The sequence below is a fragment of the Burkholderia pyrrocinia genome, assembly GCF_001028665.1.
GTDB classification, from domain to species: domain Bacteria; phylum Pseudomonadota; class Gammaproteobacteria; order Burkholderiales; family Burkholderiaceae; genus Burkholderia; species Burkholderia pyrrocinia.
In genome coordinates, this window is the sequence record NZ_CP011505.1 from 573320 (window position 1) to 588311 (window position 14992).

The window sequence follows — 14992 nt, forward strand, 5'->3', positions numbered from 1 at the left end:
TGTTCGGCCGCTCGACATCGACGTTGCGGTTGACGAGATTCGGCGCGGAAGCCGAAAAGGTGCGTCGTCGAAGGCAACGCCCCAAAAACGGGAAGTCATATAACAAAAAGCTTTCCACGACACCCGTATGCACGGATTCGAACAGGTTCAGTCCAAATTTGCATGCTGTTTGTGAGCGGAATTAAGGCTGAATACTTTCGTGTCTGACCGTGCCCCTCGCCGTTGCCGGCGAGCCGCGACCAGGATGCCCGGCGTGTCTCTACGCGTCGTGGTCGCAGGTGCCGGTGGGTCCTGATCGTCACGCGATCAGGATGAATGCGATCACGCAAATGCGAGAGGGTGCAGCCATGGCATCGATTCCTGAACCGTCGCCGACCGGCGAAACCAACAAACGCAGCTGGCTCGAATCCCACGAGGCCGGCTATCACAAGACGCTCGGCAATCGACAGGTACAGATGATCGCGATCGGCGGTGCGATCGGCACGGGGCTTTTCCTCGGGGCCGGCGCGCGCCTTCAGGCTGCGGGGCCGGCGCTCGCTATCGTCTACCTGGTGTGCGGCGTGTTTTCGTTCCTGATCCTGCGTGCGCTCGGCGAGCTGGTGATGCACCGGCCGAGCAGCGGCAGTTTCGTGTCGTACGCGCGCGAATTCCTCGGCGAGAAAGCGTCTTTCGTGGCGGGCTGGATGTATTTCCTGAACTGGGCCATGACCGGCATCGTCGACATTACCGCGGTCGCGCTCTACATGCATTACTGGACGCCGTTCGCCGGTGTGCCGCAATGGATCTTCGCGTTGATTGCGCTCTGCATCGTCGCCACGATGAATCTGATCGGCGTGAAGTGGTTCGCCGAAATGGAGTTCTGGTTTGCGTTGATCAAGGTCGCCGCGATCGTGCTGTTTCTCGGCATCGGCTCCGTGATCCTGGGCACGGGCGGGCACGTCGCGGGCCACGACACGGGCATGCACCTGATCACCGACAACGGCGGTTTTTTCCCGCACGGACTGATGCCGGCACTCGTGCTGGTTCAGGGCGTGGTGTTCGCGTTCGCGGGCGTCGAACTGGTCGGCACGGCCGCCGGCGAATGCAAGGATGCACGCAAGGTGCTGCCGCGCGCGATCAACAGCGTGATCTGGCGCATTGCGATCTTCTACGTCGCGTCGGTCGTGCTGCTCGTCTGCCTGCTGCCGTGGAGCGCGTACAAGGCAGGGCAAAGCCCGTTCGTCACGTTCTTCGGCGCGCTCGGCGTTCCCGGTATCGGCTCGGTGATGAACCTGGTGGTATTGACGGCGGCGCTGTCGAGTCTCAACTCGGGGCTGTATTCGACCGGGCGCGTGCTGCGTTCGCTGTCGATGGGTGGCTCGGCCCCCGCGTTCCTCGGGCGGATGAGCACGCAATCCGTGCCGTACGCGGGCATTCTCGTGACGGTCGCGATCTACGTGATCGGCGTGCTGCTCAACTATCTCGTGCCGTCGAGCGTGTTCGAGATCGTGCTGAACATCGCGTCGCTCGGCATCATCAGCACGTGGGGGTTCATCATCGTCTGCCAGATGAAATTCCGGGCGGCCGTCAAACGCGGCGAAGTGGACGACGTGTCGTTCAGGATGCCCGGCGCGCCGGTGACATCGTGGCTCACGCTGCTGTTCCTGCTCGGCGTGCTGGTCCTGATGGCATTCGACTACCCGAACGGCACGTGGACGATCGCGTCGATTCCGCTGGTCGCACTGTTGCTCGTCGCCGGCTGGAAGTGGCTAAGCGGCCGCGCGCGCCGCGCGTTGCTCAAGCCGACGATTCCGTCGGTCACGCTCACGCAGAACGTCCTCGAAAAAGGCGACAACTAGGCGACGCCCGACAGCGGATGGCGACCGACCCGAGGACGAGGGCCGCCCTGCGCGGTTCCGGGAAATCACATGACACCGTTTGACGAAATGCTGGCGGGCGGGCAGGTTCGGCCGCCCTGCTCGCCAGACCAGGATTTCCGCTCGGCAGAGCGCCGCATCGACGAGCCGGCCGGCTCTCCAGGCGTTGCCCGCGACAACGACATTTATTGTCCGCACTACACTGCAATTAGCCCCTGCCGCCGTTCAACGTCACCATGTCCGCCACCGCCCTGCAATTCGCGCTGCTCGCCAAGCAGCAGGAAATCGCGTCGCTGCGCCGTGTGGCCGAACAGATCGAGCTGATCGACCTGCTCGGCCGCCTGATCCACGCGCTGCAGCGCGAGCGCGGCGCGACCAGCATCTATCTGGCGTCGCTCGGCCGGCGTTTCATCGCGGAACGCGCGGCGGCACGCGACGAATCCGCACCGCTCGTCGCGCAACTGCGCGAACGCCTGGACCTGGAACTGGCGCCCGCGCACGGCTCGACGTCGCGCCTGCTGTCGCTGATCGCATGGGTGCTGCTCGACCTGGAATCGCTGGATGTGCTGCGGGAACGGATCGACCGAATCGCGCTATCCGCGCCGGATTCGGTCCAGGCGTTCAGCACCGTGATCGGCGGCCTGGTCGAGCTGATTTTCCAGCTCGCCGACAGCGCGGCGGATCCGGCGGTGTCGCGCATGCTGATCGCGCTCGTCCATGTCGTCGAAGGCAAGGAGGAAGCGGGGCAGGAACGCGCCGTCGGCGCGCACATGTTCGCGGCGGGCGCGTTTTCGGCGGACCAGCAGCAGCGCCTGCTGTATCTGGTCGCGGCGCAGGAGCGCAGTCTCGAAGTCTTTGCGAATTTCGCGAGTGCCGGGCAAAACGCATGGCGGGAAACGCGCATGACGGGGCCGCACATGGCGGCGCTCGAGAAGCTGCGACGCATATTGTGCACGGCGCACGCGGGCGACACGCTCGATGCCGGCCTGAGCGAGGCATGGTTCGACGCCGCGAGCGAGCGCATCGACGATCTCTGACACCTTCAGATTGCGCTGACGCTGCAGGTGCAGGAAACGTGCGACGCCCGGATCGACGACGCACATCGGACGCTGCGCGACTCCGAGCGCCTGATGGCGCAGTTGCGGAACAATCCGCCGCCGCATATCCAGGCGCTCGCCCATTTCTTCGCCGGCGATCCGCTGTCGGCGCGCGCGGCGGTTCACGAACTGCCGGAGCGTCTCTCCGGCGCCGATCCGTCGACGCTCGCCAGCCTCAAATCCCTGTTGGAATCGCAATCGGCGCGACTGGCCGGCGCGGAGGTCGAACTCGACGCGGCACGTCGCGCACTCTACGAACGCAAGCTCGTGCAGCGCGCGAAAAACACGCTGATGACGCGCTTCAACCTGCGGGAGGACGAGGCGTACCGGATGCTGCAGAAAGCGTCGATGGACGGCAATCGGCCGCTTGCCGATATCGCGGAAGACGCGCTGACGTCGCCCGAGCGATTCGTCGACGAGCACGCGCAGCCTGCCGCGCGACGACGTACGCAACGACGCACGCCGACGCCGCGTGGCGACGGCACGACCTGACCGGGACGCGCCGCGCACCGCGATAGCGCGTGCGGCGTGTGCAGGAAGCGCGAACTGCACCGCCCGTGTGCGACATGCCGCGATCGGCTCGCGGCCGCCGCCCCCCGGCATGTCGCGCCCCGCCGCCTTCGTCGCGCAGCGGGGCGGCGCACGTCACTCGACGTTGTCCGTCACGTCCGTCATTCGGATCATGTGCGGGCGCACCGCGTCTTCATCCGGCGCTTCGCCCGCCGGCTCCGGATGGATCAGCGCTTCGAGCCGCGCCTTCGTCGCGATGAATTCCGGCGTGTTGAACTGCGAGTAACTGCGCGGGCGCGGCACCGGCACCTCGATCAGTTCCTGCACTGCGCCCGGGTTGGCCTTCAGCACGAGAATCCGGTCCGCGAGCAGGATCGCCTCGTCGAGATCGTGCGTGATGAACAGGACCGTCACGTCGATGTTGCGCCAGATGTCGAGCAGGTGCGCCTGCATCTTCGCGCGGGTCTGTGCATCGAGCGCGCCGAACGGTTCGTCCATCAGCAGGATGCGCGGCCGGTTCGCGAGCGCGCGCGCGATCGCGACGCGCTGCTTCATCCCGCCCGACAACTGGTGCGGATACACGTCCGCGAAGCGCGTGAGCCCGACGAGGTCGAGCCACTGCAGCGCTTCGCGCTCCGCCTCGCCGCTGCTGCTGCCGTTGCGCCTCAGGCCGAACATCACGTTCTTCTTCACGGTCAGCCACGGAAACAGCGTGTAGCCCTGGAACACCATCCCGCGATCGGCGCCGGGGCCCTGCACGGGCTTGCCGTCGAGCAGCACGTCGCCGCTCGTCTGCGACTCGAGCCCGGCCAGGATGCGGATCAGCGTCGACTTGCCGCAACCGGACGGCCCGATCACGCAGACGAACTCGCGCCGGTGGGTGCGGAAGCTGATGTCGTCGAGCGCGACCACTTCGCCCTGCGGCGACCGGAAGCGTTTGCCGAGATGGCGCACGTCGAGGATCACGTCACGTTCCTTCAGGCGTGCGAAGCGTTCGCGGACGGCGTCGGACTGGAGCAGGTAGTCGGGAAGGCTATGCGGATTCTGCATGATCGTCTCTTCCGAAAGGATGCGGTAGGTCATCGTGTTCAGCCGTCACGCCTTCAGCGTGCGGTCCCATGGAAACAGCCGGCGGCCGAGCAGCGCGAGCACGATGTCGGTGCCGAGGCCGATGATCCCGATCATCAGGATTGCGGCATACACGTTGTCGAAATGCTGGTAGCGCGCCTGCTGGCTGATGTACCACGTGATGCCCGAGCTGGTGCCGACCAGTTCGGCGACGATCAGGTAGGTCCACGCCCAGCCGAGCAGGATCCGCTGGTCGCGATACAGGTCGGGCAGGATGCCCGGCACGACGACGTGCGCGATCAGCCCCGGCTTCTTCGTGCCGAGCGTCAGCGCCGCCTCGAACAGCCCGTACTCGAGCTTGCGCGTGGTGTTCGCGACGATCAGCACCTGCTGGAAGAACGTGCCGATCACGATGATCGCGATCTTCGGCGCGTCGTAGATGCCGAGGATCGCCACCATCAGCGCGCCGAACGCCGGCGCGGGCAGATAGCGGAAGAACTCGAAGAACGGCTCCTGCAGCCGCGCGAGCGCGCTGAAGGTGCCGCACACGATGCCGATCGGCACGCCGATCGCCGACGAAATCACGAAGCCCCAGAAGATGATGCGGATGCTGTGCCACAGGCTTTCGTGCAGCCACACGCCGTCGCGCGATGCCGGCGGCGTCGTGAACGCCGTGTAGAACGCGCGCAGCACCTGATGCGGCGCGGGCAGGTACACGGGGTTCGCGCGCAGGCCTTCGGGCACGGCCGCATGCGTCGCACGCGCATGCGCGAGCTCGTCGTCGAACACATCGCGGTCGACCTGCATGCCGGGCTGGAAATAATCGACGCTGCCGGGGTTCGTGATGTGCACCTGCGGATGCCAGACGAACGGCACGTAGCTGAGCACGCACCAGACGGCGAGCGGCAGCAGGAAGGATGCGACGCCGAGCGTCCACTTGCCGCGGGTCGACAGCTCGCGGCGCACCGCGAGCCAGTCGGTCGTATTGCGGGTCACTGACATGGTGAATCTCCGTATCGTGTTGCTTGCCGGTCGCGGGCGACCGGGCATTCAGCGCGGCGCGCCGTTCGCGCGGTAAGCACGCCAGCCGCCGAAGCGCGTGATGTCGACGGCGCCGTCGAGCGCGGCGGGTTCGCATAAAAAGCCCTGCACCTGCGCGCCTTCCGCGAGCGTCAGCGTGCCGATGCCGAGCGGCGCGCCGATGCCGGCGACGAAGCTGCCGTACGCAGCGACCGGCATCTCCCAGATCTCGACAGCAATCGCCGCGCCGTCTTCCGGCACGCGCACGAGGCCGGGCTTCGCGACGCCGCCCGACACGGCCGCGCTCAATGCGTAGAGGCGGTAGGCGGGCGCGGTGGTCGTCGCGGCGACGAAGCGCGCGCCGCGCTGCGTGAGTTGCCCGTTCAGCGGCTCGCCGCGCAGGTGCGCGCCGACGACGGCCACGCGCACGACACCCGCCGGCGCGGCGAGCGGGAGCGTGATCGCACCGGAACGCTTGTCGCGCGCGGCGGCATGACGTTCGTTCGCGCCTACGTTTGCATGATCGTCGGCATCGATATCGGCATTGACGTTACAAGCGCCCTCGCCCGCCACGGCGTCGCCCGCCTGCACATCGGCCCACGCGCCGGCCAGATCGAGCAGCATCGCATCGTCGTGCGCGCGGCCGACGAACGTGATGCCGAACGGCAAACCCGCGTGCGGGCCGGTTTCGCAGGCGCCGGCCGGCACCGCGATCGCGGACAGGTCGAGCAGGTTGACGAAGTTCGTGTAATAACCGAAGCGCGCGTTGACGCCGATCGGATCGGCTTCCAGTTCGTCGACGGTCGAAGTCGTCGCCGACGTCGGCATCACGATCGCATCGATGCCGTCCCATGCGCGGGCGGCGTCGACACGCAATGCGGCGAGCCGGTCGAACGCCGCGAACGCGTTGGCGGCACTGAAACGCGCCGCGCCGCCGACGATCTCGCGAATCACCGGATGCAGCGCGTCGGGCCGTTCCGCGAAGAACCCGCCGATCGCGGCCAGCCGCTCGGCGACCCACGGCCCTTCGTACAGCAGCCGCGCGGTCGCGAGGAACGCGCCGAAATCGATCTCGACGACTTGCGCGCCGGTCGCACGCAGGCGTTCGACGGCCGCTTGCCACGCGGCCCGATACGATGCGTCGCCGAAGAACTCGAGCTGATCGGCGCGCGGCATGCCGAAGCGCATGCTGGCGAGCGGCCGGGCGTGCCGCGCATGACAGCCGTCCTCGTCGAGCAGCGGCTGCCATGCGCGTCCGTACGGATCGCCGACCGTCACGCCGTGCGCAACGGCGAATACCGCGCGCGCGTCGCCCGGCGAATGCGCGAACACCGACACGCAGTCGAGCGACCGGCACGCCGGCACGACGCCGAGCGTACTCAGCACGCCCTTGGTCGGCTTGAGCCCGACGAGCCCGTGGAACGCGGCCGGCACCCGGCCCGACCCGGCCGTGTCGGTGCCGAGCGCGAACGCGGCGACGCCGAGCGCGACGGCCACGGCCGATCCCGAACTCGATCCGCCCGACGCATAACGCGGATCGAGCGCATTGCGGCACGCGCCGTGCGGCGAGCGCTGCCCGGACAGCCCGGTCGCGAACTGGTCGAGATTGGTCTTGCCGATCGGGATCGCACCGGCAGCGATCAATCGCTGGACGACCGGCGCGCTGCGCGACGGCACATACGCGTAAGCGGGACACGCCGCCGTCGTCGGAATGCCGGCCAGGTCGATGTTGTCCTTGATCGCGAACGGCACGCCATACAGCGGCAGCGTGGCGATGTCGCGTCCGGCCAGCGCATCCGCGTAACGTGTCATTTCGTCGTGCGTCAGCGGCCGGATCCACGCATGATGCGGATCGCCCGCGTCGAAGTGCGCGGCGATCGCATCGACGAGCGCATGCGGCGTCAGGCTGCCGGCCTCGTACCGCGCGCGCAGCGCGGCGATCGAGCGCAGATCGGGGAGCGGATGACGATCGAAGGGCTTCATGCGACCTCCTCGGCCGCGCCGGCCTTCATCACCATCAGCCGCTGGCCGGCGACGACCGCCGCGCCCGGCGCGCAATCGACCGTCTCGATCACGCCGTCTTCCATCGCCACCACGGACACCTCCATCTTCATCGATTCGAGAATCGCGACGACCTGCCCTTCGGTCACGCGCGCGCCGGCTTCGACCAGCACCTTCCAGACGCTGCCCGACACGTCGGCGGTAATGGCGCGTTGCGCGTCGTCGAGCGTGTCGTCGGCCAGCGCCGCGCCGATGTCGCCCTGCCCGGCCTCGCCGATGTACTCCGCATGACCGGTCGCCCGCCAGCGCTCGCGCTCGTCATCGAACGCGGCCTGCTGCGACGCCTTGAACGCGGCAATCGATTCGGCTTCGTCGCGCAGGAAGCGGTTGTACGCGCCGAGATCGAACACGGATTCCTCGATCTTCAGCTCGGCGCGGCCCGCGATGAAATCCGCGCGCAGTTCGGTCAGCTCGACCTCGCTGACCTCGTGGAAACGGATCTCGTCGAAGAACCGCAGCAGCCACGGCTGGCCGGGCTCGAACGCGCGCGTCGTCCGGTGACGGTTCCACATCTGCACCGTGCGGCCGACGAACTGATAGCCGCCGGGCCCTTCCATCCCGTACACGCACAGGTACGCGCCGCCGATGCCGACCGCGTTCTCCGGCGTCCACGTGCGCGCCGGGTTGTACTTGGTCGTCACGAGCCGGTGCCGCGGATCGATCGGCGTCGCCACAGGCGCGCCGAGATAAACGTCGCCGAGCCCCATCACCAGATAGCGTGCGTCGAACACGATGCGCTTCACGTCGTCGATGCCTTTCAGTCCATTGATCCGGCGGATGAACTCGATATTGCTCGGGCACCACGGCGCATCCGGCCGCACCGACTGCATGTAGCGCTCGATCGCGACGCGTGTCGACGGGTCGTCCCACGACAGCGGCAGATGCACGATCCGGTTCGGCACGCGCATGTCGGCGACGTCGGGCAATTCGCGCTCGGCCGCCTGCAGATGCGCGAGCAGCGCATCGAGCGGCAGCGCCCGTGCATCGAAATGCACCTGCAACGAGCGGATCCCGGGCGTGAGGTCGAGCATGCCGGGCAGCCGGTTCGCATCGAGCCAGCACATCAGCGCGTGCACGCGAAAGCGCAGGTTCAGGTCGAGCGCGAGCGGGCCGTACTCGATCAGCACGTTGCGATCGCCCGAACGCCGGTAGACGACGCCGATGCCGTTGCCGGCCGCCGGATCGCGGTACAGCACGCAGTCGTCCGGCGCAGCCGCGTTCGACAAGAAAGCCGATGCCGGCGATGCGCGCTCGGGAACCGCGGCCACGCGCGCGAACTGCACGGTGTCGCCCGGCCGCAACTGCCCGAGCTTCCACAGCTCGTCGCGCACGACCGTCACCGGGCACACGAAGCCGCCGAGGCTCGGCCCGTCGGGCCCGAGTATCACCGGCATGTCCCCGGTGAAATCGACCGCGCCGATCGCGTACGCGTTGTCGTGGATGTTCGACGGATGCAGTCCCGCTTCGCCGCCGTCCGCGCGCGCCCATTGCGGCTTCGGGCCGATCAGCCGCACGCCCGTGCGGCTCGAGTTGTAATGGACCGTCCAGCGCGTGTCGTACAGCATCGCGATGTCGTCCGCCGTGAAGAAATCCGGCGCGCCGTGCGGGCCGTCGAGCACGCCGAGCGTCCATGCATGCGTGAGCGCCGGCCGGTCGGCTTCGGCGAGCGTCGCGCCCGCATCGCCGCGCCCCGCGTCCGCATGAAGGTGCAGCACGTCGCCCTTGCGCAGCGCGCGGCCCGCGTGGCCGCCGAACTGGCCGAGCGTGAAGGTCGCCTTGCTGCCCAGGTAGTCGGGCACCTGCAGCCCGCCCTTCACCGCGAGACACGCGCGCACGCCCGCGCCCGTCACGCCGCCCAGCTTCAGCACCGCGCCGGGCGCCGCGCGCAGCACCTGCCAGAACGGTGCGGGTGCGCCGTCGAGCGTAGCCGCGAGCGGCGCGCCGCCGAGCACGAACAGCGTGTCGGTATTGAAGCGCAGCGTCGCGCCGACCATCGTGAACTCGAGGCCGGCCGCGTCGCGCGGATTGCCGAGCAGCGCATTCGCGAGATCGAACGCGCGGTCGTCCATCGGCCCGGACGGCGGCACGCCGACGGCCCAGTAGCCGACGCGGCCCGGCGTTTGCTGCACGGTCGTCTGCACGCCGCCGTCGAGCACGTCGATCGTGTGCGGCGCGAACGCGAAACGCGACAGGAACGCGGTGGTCTGCGCGCCGCGCGCGAACGTGTCGGAACCGGCGATCGCGCGCAGGTAGTCGAGATTGGTCTCGATCCCGTACAGCTCGGTCGCGGCCAGCGCGTCGCGCAACGCCGCGAGCGCATCGCGGCGCGTGTCGCCGCGCACGATCAGCTTGGCGAGCAGCGGATCGTAATACGCGCTGACCTCGGTGCCCGAGTCGATCCACGTGTCGACACGCACCGCGTCGGGAAACGCGACATGCGTCAGCACACCCGCGCTCGGCTGGAACTGCTTGTGCGGGTCTTCCGCATAGAGCCGCACCTGGATGCTCGCGCCGCGCGGCGCGACGGCGAGCGTATCGAGCGGCGGCAGGTCGCCTTCGGCCTGCAGGATCATCCATTCGACGAGATCGATGCCCGTCACGGCTTCCGTCACGCAATGCTCGACCTGCAGCCGCGTATTCACCTCGAGAAAATAGAAGCGGCGGTCGCGCGCATCGAACACGAACTCGACGGTGCCGGCCGACGCATAGGCGACCGCGCGCGCGAGCCGCACCGCGCTCGCGTGCAGCGCGGCGCGCTCGCCGTCGGCGAGATCCGGCGCGGGCGTTTCCTCGATCACCTTCTGGTTGCGCCGCTGCACCGAGCAGTCGCGCTCGCCGAGCGCGATCACGCCGCCGCGCCCGTCGCCGAAGATCTGCACCTCGATGTGCCGCGCGTGCTCGACGAACTTCTCCAGGTAGACGCCCGCATGCGCGAAGTTCGCGCTGCCGAGCCGCACGACGGATTCGAACGCCGCGGCGAGCTGCGCGGCGTCGCGGCACAGCGACATGCCGATCCCGCCGCCGCCCGCCGTGCTCTTCAGCATCACCGGATAGCCGATCGCGTCGGCTTGCGCGAGCGCCGTCGTGACATCGGCGAGCAGCCCGGTGCCCGGCAGCAGCGCGACGTCGTGCGCGTGCGCCAGTTCGCGCGCGGTGTGCTTGAGGCCGAATGCGCGCATCTGCGCGCCGCGCGGCCCGATGAAGCGCAGGCCGGCGGCCTCGCATGCGTCGGCGAAGTCGGCGTTCTCCGACAGGAAACCGTAGCCGGGATGCACGGCCTGCGCACCGGTCGCGTGCGCCGCAGCGAGGATCGCGGCGACGTTCAGGTAGCTGTCGGCCGCCGGCGCGGCGCCGACGCAAACGGCTTCGTCGGCGAGCGTCACGTGGCGCGCATCGCGATCGGCTTCCGAGTAGATCGCGACCGACGCGATGCCGAGCCGCTTCAGCGTGCGAATCACGCGGCACGCGATTTCGCCGCGGTTCGCGACGAGGACTTTTGCGAATCTCATGTTGCCTCCCGCCGGGCCGCCCCGAGGCAGGCAACCGCCCCCTCGGGGGGCAGCGAAAAATAGAGAGCGTGCGGGTCGTTCATCGCGCCTCCCAGATCGTGAGCCGCACCGGCGTCGGGTTGTAACCGTTGCACGGATTGTTGAGCTGCGGGCAGTTCGAGATCAGCACCGTGACGTCCATCTCCGCGCGCATCTCGACATACTTGCCGGGCGCGGAAATGCCGTCCTCGAACGTCAGCCCGCCGAGCGGCGTAACCGGCACGTTCATGAAGAAATTGACGTTGCCGACGAGGTCGCGCTTGGTCAGCCGCGCGCCGGTGCCGCATGAGCAGTGCGCGATCGCATTGAGGAAACTGTCGCGGCAGTTGTGCATGTGGCGCTTGTCGAGCGCGTAGCGCACCGTGTTGCTCTCGGCCGCGCACGCGCCGCCGAGCGTGTCGTGGCGGCCGCAGGTATCGGCGACGATCGTCACCATCGGATTGCCGAGGCTGGACAGCAGCACGCTGCCCGCGCTCAGGTACAGGTTGCGCTGCTCGCGGATCGTGTCCTGCGCGCTGTAGCGCTCGTCGGGTGCGTCGGTGCGATAGAACAGCGTGTCGACGGCCTGGTTGCCTTCGAGGTCGAGGATGCGCAGCACCTGCCCGCGCTTCACGTCGTGCAGCCACGGCTCGCCGGCGTTCAGCGTGGTGTCGTAGATCGCGTGCCGCGGGTCGAGGCGGCTTTCGATGATCGGCATGTCGGGTCTCCTCACGCGAACAGTCGGTCGGTATTGATGAAGCCGCGCGTGTTCTCCGCGCATGCGGTGCGGCACAGGTCGGCTTCCGGCGCGGCTGCATCGGCCGGGTACGCGCGGTATGCGATCAGCTTCACGGGCTTCGGCGCATAGGCCGGCTGAGGATCGAGCGGATGCGGCGCGGTCGAGAACGCGGCGAGCGTGTTCATCTCGAAGCGCAGGTCGAACGCACTGCCGGCCGGCGAATGGCCCGGGACGAAGTCGAACGAACCGTCGTCGCGCGGCGCGAGCTTGCTGAAGAAATTGACGTTCGCGACGAGGTCGCGCGCGGACAGCCCGTATTTCGCGAGTTCGAGCACGAGACTGTCGCGGCCGTTGCGGATCATCGCGTTGCGCTCGGCCTGATACGACGACTCGCCGTACTTGCGCGCGAACAACCGCGCGTCGCCGATGCCGCCGAGCGGATCGTGCCAGCCGAGCGTATCGGCCGTGATCGATGCGATCACGCGGCCCATGTCCGTATACAGCGCGTGGCCGCGCGTCAGGTGCGCGGTGTGCTGCGCCTTCAGCGTGTCGGCCATGTTGTAGCGTTCGAGCGGATCTTCGTGGCGATGAAACACGGCGGACAGGTTCGCGCAGCCGTCGACGTCGACGATGCGCAGCGCGAGACCGCGGCGCAGGATGCCGGACCAATGGGTTCCGGCGGGAATGACCGTTTCCCACACGACGTGCGGCAACGGGGCAAGCGAGGCTTGGGGGCTCGGCGACATGGCGGCTCCTCGGATCGGGTTGGACAAAAGGCGTGAGAGGGCGACCGAACGACATCGCGACCTCCCGGGCTTTTGTCCCTCCGTGGAGCCTCGCCGGATCCTCGCAACAAGGCAGGCGGCAAGACCGGATTGCTCTCGGACCAGGCATCGCACGGCGTGTGACGCCGCGCGACCGGAACCCTAGCGATCCTGAAGATGATGCAAATTGCTTCGCACCTCTCGGACGGGAATTAAGCGAGTTGCGTGCCAGCGCCTTCCGCGGCCGCGCCGAACCCCGTCCGGCGAGGCCGCGGCGACCGGGCTGCGCACGATGCGCGACCCTCGGCTGCCCTCGGGTTGGGCAGCCCGCGCACCAGGCGAACGCGGCCGGCACCAGCGCGGGGCAGCGATGCGTGCGCGTACCGCGTGCGATCGCAATGGCACGGCCATTGCTGAATACGCCCACCGTCACTCTGTCGAACGACCGCTCATGAACAAACTCGACCTGCTTCGGCGCGCGCTGGCCGCGCTCTTCTCCGCCCGTTTCATCGAACTTCAGCGCGCCGCGCGCCGTCGCTGAACGGCGCGTTTCCGGCGCACGTCGGCGGCCGGATCGCACCGCTGGCATGCTTCTCGCTCGTTCCGATCCCGAGAGGTGCGGCGGTGTCGCATCTTAGGGATGCTAGGGTTCCGGTTCGTCGAACGTCTGGTCCGAGAGCAGCCCGGTGCCGGTGCGTATGGTCGTCCGACCATGCGCGCATGGCGCTACACGGCGGGACAAAAGCCCGGGAGATTGGCGATGGCGACGGCCGTCGCGCCTCTCCGTGGCCGGTCGTTCGTCCCGCATCCGCAGGAACCGGTCACGCGGCCGGATCGCGCCTTGGCGCGACCCGTGCCGACGATCCCGATCCCGGTCTCCTGGAGAAAACGATGACCCGCCTCGCCTCGCCGTTCCGCCGCCTGCTGTCCTCCCGGCACCTCCGTTCCGTCCGCCATGCGTTTGCCGCCGTCGCCGTCACGACGTCGCTGTTCGCCGCGCCCGCCGCGCATGCGGCTCCACCGCTGAAAATCGGCTACAGCGACTGGCCCGGCTGGGTCGCGTTCCAGGTCGCGCTCGACAAGGGCTGGTTCAAGGAAGCCGGCGTCGACGTCGATTTCGAATGGTTCGATTATTCGGCGTCGCTCGACGCGTTCTCCGCGGGCAAGCTCGACGCGGTCGCGGTGACCAACGGCGATGCGCTCGTCACGGGCGCGTCCGGCGCGAAGAACGTGATGATCCTGCTCACCGATTATTCCGCCGGCAACGACATGATCATCGCGAAGCCGCCGCTGCGGACCGTCGAAGGCCTGAAGGGCAGGAAGGTCGGTGTCGAGCTCGGGCTCGTCGATCACCTGCTGCTCGAAACCGCGCTGCAGAAGCACGGGCTGAAGGATAGCGACGTCACGCTCGTCAACGCGAAGACCAACGAACTGCCGCAGGTGCTCGGCGCATCGTCCGACATCGCGGCGGTCGCGGCGTGGCAACCGAACGCCGGCGAGGCGCTGAAACGTGCACCGGGTGCGCGCGCGATCTTCACGTCGGCGGATGCGCCGGGGCTGATCTACGACGCGATCACGGTCACGCCGACCAGCCTCGCCGCGCGCCGGGCCGACTGGGCGAAGGTCGTCAAGGTCTGGTATCGCTGCGTCGCGTACATCAACGATCCGAAGACGCAGGCCGACGCGGTGAAGATCATGTCCGCCCGCGTGGGCCTCACGCCGGCGCAATATCTGCCGCTGCTGAAGGGCACGCACCTGCTCGATGCGACGGCCGCGAAGCAGGCGTTCCGCAAGGGCGACGGGCTCGATTCGATCTACGGATCGACCCGCAACGCGAATGCGTTCAACGTGCGTAATGCGGTCTACAAGCAGACGCAGGACATCGACGCGTATATCGATCCGCGGTTGGTGACGTCGCCCTGAGGGTGGCCGGCCGTCGAGCGCAGCCGGCACGCGCAACGCATCGAGTGGCGCCGCGTCGGTGTCGGCGCCCGGCGCCCGGCGCGTGCGCCGCTGTAGCGGGGCCTCGACGAGGCTCGCTTTCATGCGTGCGAGCGCCGCGTCTTGCAGTCGCACGGCAGGTACGCGGCGAATTCGATGAGCATTGACTGTTGCAGGCCGGCGAGGATCCCGGGCCGTAATCCTCGGCCTGACGCAATCTGTGCGCACATGCAGACTCTGCCCGCGTGACACCCCGTGTAATCAGGTGTAATCGATTCCGGAAAAAAGCGCTCCTATATTGGTGACACTCATTCGCAAGCCTCAAGTTTTCAGGTTTTTCGAATAGAGGAGATCAAACGCCAGTCATCTTTCATTTGGCGTCGAAATTGATGCAGGGAAATTCGACAAT

General features: G+C 67.9%; 10 protein-coding genes and 2 riboswitches. Of the genes, 4 read left to right on the forward strand and 6 right to left on the reverse strand.

From position 1 onward, the window contains the following. The first annotated feature begins 347 nt into the window (after positions 1 to 347). The 3 genes from ansP to ABD05_RS39155 all read left to right on the forward strand — a co-directional run bounded on the left by ansP (position 348) and on the right by ABD05_RS39155 (position 3445). Entirely contained in the window at positions 348 to 1838 is a 1491-nt protein-coding gene (ansP, locus tag ABD05_RS32710; protein ID WP_047904281.1) for an L-asparagine permease, read from the forward strand. A 254-nt stretch (positions 1839 to 2092) separates the two neighbouring features. Beyond that, the gene (locus ABD05_RS39150; RefSeq protein ID WP_238594198.1) at positions 2093 to 2893 is read left to right on the forward strand and encodes a nitrate- and nitrite sensing domain-containing protein; all 801 of its coding nucleotides are present in this window, start codon (positions 2093 to 2095) and stop codon (positions 2891 to 2893) included. Positions 2894 to 2986: 93 nt separating this feature from the next. Further along, a complete protein-coding gene (locus ABD05_RS39155; RefSeq protein ID WP_238594199.1) occupies positions 2987 to 3445 on the forward strand; it encodes an ANTAR domain-containing response regulator in 459 nt (152 codons plus the stop codon). Positions 3446 to 3598: 153 nt separating this feature from the next. Here ABD05_RS39155 and ABD05_RS32720 read toward each other — a convergent pair whose 3' ends face one another. The 6 genes from ABD05_RS32720 to ABD05_RS32745 form a co-directional block, all read right to left on the reverse strand. Further along, complete coding sequence (locus tag ABD05_RS32720; protein WP_047904690.1) at positions 3599 to 4513, reverse strand: ABC transporter ATP-binding protein; 915 nt, start codon at positions 4511 to 4513, stop codon at positions 3599 to 3601. A 45-nt stretch (positions 4514 to 4558) separates the two neighbouring features. Continuing rightward, positions 4559 to 5533 (reverse strand): ABC transporter permease, encoded by a 975-nt coding sequence (locus ABD05_RS32725; RefSeq protein WP_047904282.1) that lies wholly within the window; start codon positions 5531 to 5533, stop codon positions 4559 to 4561. Positions 5534 to 5581: 48 nt separating this feature from the next. Next, entirely contained in the window at positions 5582 to 7534 is a 1953-nt protein-coding gene (gene atzF, locus ABD05_RS32730) for an allophanate hydrolase (RefSeq protein ID WP_047904283.1), read from the reverse strand. Next, the gene (uca, locus tag ABD05_RS32735) at positions 7531 to 11121 is read right to left on the reverse strand and encodes an urea carboxylase (RefSeq protein ID WP_047904284.1); all 3591 of its coding nucleotides are present in this window, start codon (positions 11119 to 11121) and stop codon (positions 7531 to 7533) included. The genes atzF and uca overlap by 4 nt, the downstream gene beginning before the upstream one ends. A gap of 79 nt (positions 11122 to 11200) precedes the next feature. Further along, positions 11201 to 11857, reverse strand: coding sequence for an urea amidolyase associated protein UAAP2 (locus tag ABD05_RS32740; protein ID WP_047904285.1), 657 nt, complete (start codon positions 11855 to 11857; stop codon positions 11201 to 11203). Positions 11858 to 11868: 11 nt separating this feature from the next. Further along, positions 11869 to 12624: an urea amidolyase associated protein UAAP1 gene (locus ABD05_RS32745; RefSeq protein ID WP_047904286.1), complete on the reverse strand. Its 756-nt coding sequence runs from the start codon at positions 12622 to 12624 to the stop codon at positions 11869 to 11871. Between the two features lie 59 nt (positions 12625 to 12683). After that, a riboswitch (guanidine-I (ykkC/yxkD leader) is annotated at positions 12684 to 12819 on the reverse strand. A gap of 455 nt (positions 12820 to 13274) precedes the next feature. Next, positions 13275 to 13397, forward strand: a riboswitch (guanidine-I (ykkC/yxkD leader). Positions 13398 to 13533: 136 nt separating this feature from the next. On the opposite strand from ABD05_RS32745, the gene ABD05_RS32750 reads away from it, so the two are divergent. After that, positions 13534 to 14565 (forward strand): ABC transporter substrate-binding protein, encoded by a 1032-nt coding sequence (locus ABD05_RS32750; protein ID WP_047904287.1) that lies wholly within the window; start codon positions 13534 to 13536, stop codon positions 14563 to 14565. Positions 14566 to 14992 lie beyond the last annotated feature (427 nt).

Coding starts and splice junctions, on each gene's coding strand:
- ABD05_RS32740 (WP_047904285.1), bottom strand. CDS start 11,857: ATGCCGATCATCGAAAGCCGCCTCGACCCGCGGCACGCGATCTACGAC.
- uca (WP_047904284.1), bottom strand. CDS start 11,121: ATGAGATTCGCAAAAGTCCTCGTCGCGAACCGCGGCGAAATCGCGTGC.
- ABD05_RS39150 (WP_238594198.1), top strand. CDS start 2,093: ATGTCCGCCACCGCCCTGCAATTCGCGCTGCTCGCCAAGCAGCAGGAA.
- ABD05_RS39155 (WP_238594199.1), top strand. CDS start 2,987: ATGGCGCAGTTGCGGAACAATCCGCCGCCGCATATCCAGGCGCTCGCC.
- ABD05_RS32750 (WP_047904287.1), top strand. CDS start 13,534: ATGACCCGCCTCGCCTCGCCGTTCCGCCGCCTGCTGTCCTCCCGGCAC.
- ABD05_RS32720 (WP_047904690.1), bottom strand. CDS start 4,513: ATGCAGAATCCGCATAGCCTTCCCGACTACCTGCTCCAGTCCGACGCC.
- ansP (WP_047904281.1), top strand. CDS start 348: ATGGCATCGATTCCTGAACCGTCGCCGACCGGCGAAACCAACAAACGC.
- ABD05_RS32725 (WP_047904282.1), bottom strand. CDS start 5,533: ATGTCAGTGACCCGCAATACGACCGACTGGCTCGCGGTGCGCCGCGAG.
- ABD05_RS32745 (WP_047904286.1), bottom strand. CDS start 12,624: ATGTCGCCGAGCCCCCAAGCCTCGCTTGCCCCGTTGCCGCACGTCGTG.
- atzF (WP_047904283.1), bottom strand. CDS start 7,534: ATGAAGCCCTTCGATCGTCATCCGCTCCCCGATCTGCGCTCGATCGCC.